Annotated in this window: 2 protein-coding genes; one reads left to right on the top strand and one right to left on the bottom strand. The window is 41.8% G+C overall.

The genetic code is table 11. From position 1 onward, the window contains the following. Positions 1–338: 338 nt before the first annotated feature. Positions 339–803 carry an Lrp/AsnC ligand binding domain-containing protein gene (locus LC115_11410; GenBank protein MCZ2357271.1) on the top strand — a complete coding sequence of 155 codons (465 nt, stop codon included), beginning with the start codon at positions 339–341 and terminating at the stop codon, positions 801–803. Positions 804–908: 105 nt separating this feature from the next. On the opposite strand, the gene LC115_11405 is transcribed toward LC115_11410, so the two are convergent. Next, positions 909–5843 carry a gliding motility-associated C-terminal domain-containing protein gene (locus LC115_11405; protein ID MCZ2357270.1) on the bottom strand — a complete coding sequence of 1645 codons (4935 nt, stop codon included), beginning with the start codon at positions 5841–5843 and terminating at the stop codon, positions 909–911. Positions 5844–6008 lie beyond the last annotated feature (165 nt).

Genomic DNA, 6008 nt, shown 5'->3' with positions numbered 1-6008 from the left:
AGAAAGTTTACCAATAAACATTTCGAAAATTTAGAACAAATCAGCACATTCTTTGACCAAGCAATAAAGAACCTAAGCCCTCAAATGGTAATGTCTATATGCACATTCAAATATATGAATATAGATACATTTTGGTCTAATTAAAATATCATTATCGTATTAGTCTTTATTGCCAAAAACTTCATCATACTTTCTGAACCAAAAACCTAAATTTTTGTCGTGCACTTAGGTATTTTTATTATGATTTTCAAAAAATCCCGTAAATTTGCGCCTCTTTAATTCAATAAAATTATATAGGGCGACTTTTACATTGATTTATTCTTTTTAATCTAAATATAATGTCTGAACAATATGTTTTAGACGACTTAGATCGCTCTATTCTTTTGATAATGATGAAAGACGCATCAGTTGCTTATACCGAAATTGCTAGGATATTAGGGGTTTCTGGGGGCACTATTCATGTGCGTATGAACAAGATGGAACAAGCAGGTCTAATTATCGGGTCAAAGTTGGTCGTTTCTCCGGAAGCATTAGGCTATGATATATGCGCTTTTTTGGGAATCTACTTAGAACGCGGCTCTGCCTATAAAGAAGCCTTAGAGCAGATTCGGCTCATTCCGGAAATTATTGAGCTACACTTTACCACCGGGATTTACAGTATGTTTGCCAAACTTTATTGCAGAGATACGAAACATCTACGGGAGGTACTAAATGATAAAATACAAGGTATTGCTGGCGTTCAAAGAACCGAAACTTTTATTTCCCTAAGTGAACCAATCCACAGAGATTTAGTATTGGAGTAATCTACCCTTCTGCATACTTAAAAAATACGGGTATTTTTTAGTATTTTTAGGTAAAAAAGGGAGAGGATTTTTCACATCTTCTCCCTTTTTTAGGTTTTATCTTTCTTATCGCAGTAAAGTAAGTGATTCTTTGTAAACCTTGTCTCCTATTTTAACGACGTAATAATATGTTCCCTCTGGGGCTTTTTGGCTGCCGGTGTTGATATTTCCATACCAGCCACCTGCTTTTCCGGAGGTTGTTGTTGTGTACATCCGATTTCCCCATCGGTCAAATATCAGCATTTCGAAAGATTCTTTTCCTTCATAACTAACATAGAAAACGTCATTAATACCGTCTCCATTTGGCGTGAATACGTTAGGTATTGTAAATTCTGGTGCTTTAACGATATAGGGGCCACGGGTAATGGTGTCTGTACAGCCTTCGATGCTCATGGTGTAAAGTGTTACCATATATTCTCCCGGATACTCATAGGTATGAGCTACTTCCCTGCCTTCGGCTTTTAAGCCGTCCCCAAAGTTCCAAAGCCAATGCACGCTTCCGTGAGTAGAATCGCGGAAAGCAATATTAATACCTGGCAGATAAGCCTCAAAAGGAAGTTCCGGAGTAGAAACAAAGTAGGCATCAAGATCTTGGCCAATGATGACCAACGATTCGCTCTTAAAGGTATCTCTACAACCGCCTATGGCTTGTGCGATTAATGTAACTTGATAGGTGCCGGCTGTTTGAAATACGTGAATAGGGTTCCTTGAATTAACAATCGGGGTTCCGTCTCCAAAATCCCAAAATAGATTTTCACCTTCAATGCTTTGATCTATGAATGAAACAGAAAGTCCGCGGCAGCCGTCATCGTAGGTATTCACGAATTTAGCTTTAGGGCGTGGCTGTACGTCAATGAAAATAGTACTTGTGTCTGCACATTCTCCAATTTGGGCAACTACTGTATAAAGTGTTGGGAACATTGGTGTTGCAATTACTTCACGGGCGATAGTAGTGTTTAACCCTTCCGCCGGCGACCAAGTAAATATCTCTCCGCCTATACCTGCCGGCGTGGACATCGTTACTGATTCACCTCTGCAAATTGTTGTTGCCGAAGCAGTTATGTTCGCATCTATGGAGGGTATTACCGCTACTATCACTGTATCAGAAACCGTACAACTCCCCAATGTTGCTACCAATGTATAAACTGTACTTTCATTCGGACGGGCGATTGGATTGAGAGCATTGGGATTGCTTAGCCCTGTACTCGGTGTCCAATAAAAAGAAACGGGCTGCACAGAAGATGTGATTTTAGCCGGCAAGACTACAAAGCCGGAATATTGGCACATTGATAGTCCAAATGGTGAGTTTGTGGTGTCTGCATCTACTAACGGAGCTTCTAATACTTGTACTAAAATGCTGCTGCCGACAGACTCACATCCTTTGTAAGCGGCAAAAAGCTGATATGTAGTAGTTACGCTTGGCGAAGCTTTAGGGTTGAGAATCGTAGAATCCGAAAGCCCATATCCCGGAACCCAACGATATGTTACTGATGCGCCGGGAATACCGGGTACTGTTACAGTCGGATTTAGCTGTACGCTATCTTTCGGGCAAATAGAAACTGTAGCACCCGCATTAATTGTTGGACGTGGATTTACTGTAACAGTAACAGAATCTGCTATACTTCGGCAACCATTGGTAATGACCGTCATAAAATACGTCGTAGTGAAAGCAGGTGAGGCAAACGGCCTCATTACTGTGCTGGAGCTAAGTCCTATAGTTGGTGTCCATTCATAAGCATAAGTAGGGCCGCCTCCAACTGGTAAATCACCAATTTGAACGCTTCCACCTTCACAAATAGAGGTGTCTTGCCCTGCATTGGCAATAGCTCCGGGTACTACATGAACCGTAACGGTTGCCAGTGTGTCTAAGGTTGTTCTATCGCTCATGCAGCCGGAAAAGTTTGATTTTACAACCAATGTATAAATTGTTGTTGTATCTGGGCGCACAAACGGTGTTTGAGAAGTGCTGTCAATACCGGCAGATGGTAACCACAGATATTCATAGCTTCCAAAACCACCGGAAACACTTCCTTGCAGGAATACACCTTGCCCCGTACCGGAACAAATATATTGGTCTGGGCCGGCATTAGCCACCGGAACTTGGTGTACGTTTACAGTAACTTTTGCAGAATCAGAACTACAGCCAAATGAATCTGTTACAGTAAGATAATAATCCGTTGTTACGGTAGGGTTAGCTATTGGATTTGGGATAAAGGCACTGCTAAGGCCATTTGCCGGCGACCAGCGATATGAAACTGCCCCGCTACCCCCGCTATATCCACCGGGTAAAGCTACCCCACCCAAACCAAAACACATATTTACAAAACTTTGTGTTACAATGGCCGTAGGAGGAGCATTAACATAAACAATAACAGAATCCATGTTACTTACAAAACGCCCACAAGAAACTTGCAAATAGTATTTTGTAGTAACAGAAGGGTTAGCTATTGGATTTGGCGAAGTAGGATCTGATAAACCGGTAGTAGGAAGCCATTGATACACAAGTGAGCATCCGGTACTGCCTATTGCAGAACCCTGCAGCATAACGCCCGGACGGTTAGAGCAAAATGATAAATCAGGCCCGGCATCGGCAATAGGAGGTGCAACGATTCCTACATTAGAATTGAAGGAAGACAAACAAGCATTCAAATTAACCGTAAGCCAAATTGTCTTTAAGCCGCTATCCGGATAGCTGATAATATAAGGCCCCCATCCAGAACCACTTACTATTGTTGCATTCCCAAAGTTCCACAACGGGATAGCAATTGAGGTGTCTTCGGCACCTGTGTAGGTTATTAGTATTGTATCCCCAATACCCGTAAAGGCTGTTGAGGTAGTAAACGTTGCATTCGGAAGAGGCTTAACCGAAACGGTTACAGATTGAGGTACACCGGTACAAGTACCATTTGAAGCAGTAGCCGTATAAACTGTATTTGCCGTTGGGCTTACGGTAATACTTGCCGAGGTTATGCCTCCCGGCTGCCATATATATGATGTTCCACCTGAGGCAGTTAAGACCGTAGAATCTCCAGTACAAATTGACAAATTGCCAACAATGTTCGTAATAGCTTTGGGAATAACTGATACAGATTTAGTGGCGGGTAGCCCTACGCAACCTGCTGAATCTGTAACTGTAACAGAAAAACTGCTTGTTGCTGAAGGTGCAACTCGGATTGTTCGGGTACTGTCTCCGGTGCTCCATAAGTAGCGTAGCCCAGCATTTGCCGTTATCATTGCTGTATCACCAAAGCAAACAACAGAATCTCCGGTTATCGTGCTTTGTTTACGATTGTTCACGGTAACAACCACTGTATCATTAAAGGTACAATTTCCATCAAATACAACTAAGATATAAGATCGTGTAATTGGGCTCGTGCCGGGATTAGCCAAAGAAACAGTTGGGTTAGCAACAGCCGTACTGCTAAGTCCAGTTGCCGGAGACCATGTGTAGGTATATCCGGGTACTGGTGGATGACCTAATTGCCCAGAACCATTTGGACAAATCGTAATATCGTTACCTGCATTTGCATTAGGAGGAGGCGCTACAACTGCAAAACCACTATCCGTTACAGAACATCCTGCATTATCTGTAATAGTAAGATAATAACGATAGCTCCCTGAACCGGGATATGTATGTGAAAATGTCTTTTGATTTCGGGCAGGATTTGAAGATAACCCCGAAGGCCCTGACCAACTGTATGTATAAGTAGCAGCAGGATTTGTGCCTACCGGATTTGCATCAAAAGTAACTACATTACAAGCTGCAGTAGTTGTATCATTCGGGGTAAAGCCTCCAGTAACCAAAAAGCTAAATGAATATTGATTTATGCCATTTAAGGGACAGTAATTATCTCTTGCTTCTACCGTAAGAGTCCACAAACTGGGGCGAGCATCTGCCAAATTGGGTGTCCAGCAAAATGTTGCCGTCGGACTAGCGGTATAACCCGTGTCAGCGGTAAAAACGCCACCCGGAATAGATGATGTAGCGGTTAATTTTATTAAACTATTATTAGAATCAACCGAAGGAATATTGATACAATATGGAACTCCGGCACAAATGGTATCTATAAATTGGCCGTTTCCATTAATACCCGTTAAATTTGGAATGCGGTTTGATCCACAAGATATGAATGTAACCTGAATATCACGCATAACAGAACCAATTAAAGTACCATTTCGATATTCATCTACATACACACAGATAATGGCGGTATGCTGGACCGTAGAAAACATCGTAATATCGCCCGTTCTGGAGTTTATAGTTGTAGTTCCATTAATAGGGTGTGTAATCGGATTGTAGCCGCCTCCGTATTGAATAGGCTGAGTTTGAGTATCAAAACAAGTACCTAAACGATAAACTAAAGAATCTCCATCAATATCTACTGCTCCTTGGTTAAATGTAAATAACTGATTAACACAAATATAAGGGATTGGGGGGGTTGAAAATTGGGGGGATGAGTTGTTTGCTGGATCTCCCGGAGGGTTATTGCAATAATTTGGATTAATAATAGTAACCGGGGAATATAGACCTGCACCTCCCGGGCTTACGATTGTGTTTATGGATGAGTTTCGGCAGCAAGTTCCTGTAACTACTCGGTATTTAGCGCAATTTGCATTTGTAAAGTCATAATCTCGGCGATACCACCATTCTTCTACTCCTTTTACACTGCCGCCATTACATTCTGTTACTGTGCCGGCACATACTGGGGTTACTTCTCTGGGGTTTACCACTTTTACCCAATTCGGGTTCATCGGTGTAGGCATAACGCACCCACCCCCGATACCTTGCAACACAAGATCGCTTACTACGTCCGGAGGGTCAGAAAAACCGATACCGCCACAATCTCGATATACTTTTACAAAAATCCGGATACGTCCGTTGCCTAAGCAACGATAGGTAATATCCAGTCCCATCAAGTGTGAGGCCACCGCTGTCATCGTATTGAACGATAGCATCACTAAAAAGCCTAAAATAAGCCAAACTCTACTTGAAGCACTCATAAAAAAACAACCAACTTAGTACAAAAATAGTGTACGATATGGTAAAGTACAATATTCTGCAAATTTGCCAACTAATTTAATAGCTTTACCAATAAAAAGATGAAAATACTAAATATTCGCCTGAAAAGTTAATTCCTAACTGTGTACTGAAAAATTACGGAGTGT

The organism is Bacteroidia bacterium (assembly GCA_026932145.1).
Lineage (GTDB): Bacteria > Bacteroidota > Bacteroidia > J057 > JAIXKT01 > JAIXKT01.
The sequence above is the reverse complement of the archived record's forward strand: the minus strand, read 5'-3'. Positions and strand labels throughout refer to the sequence as shown.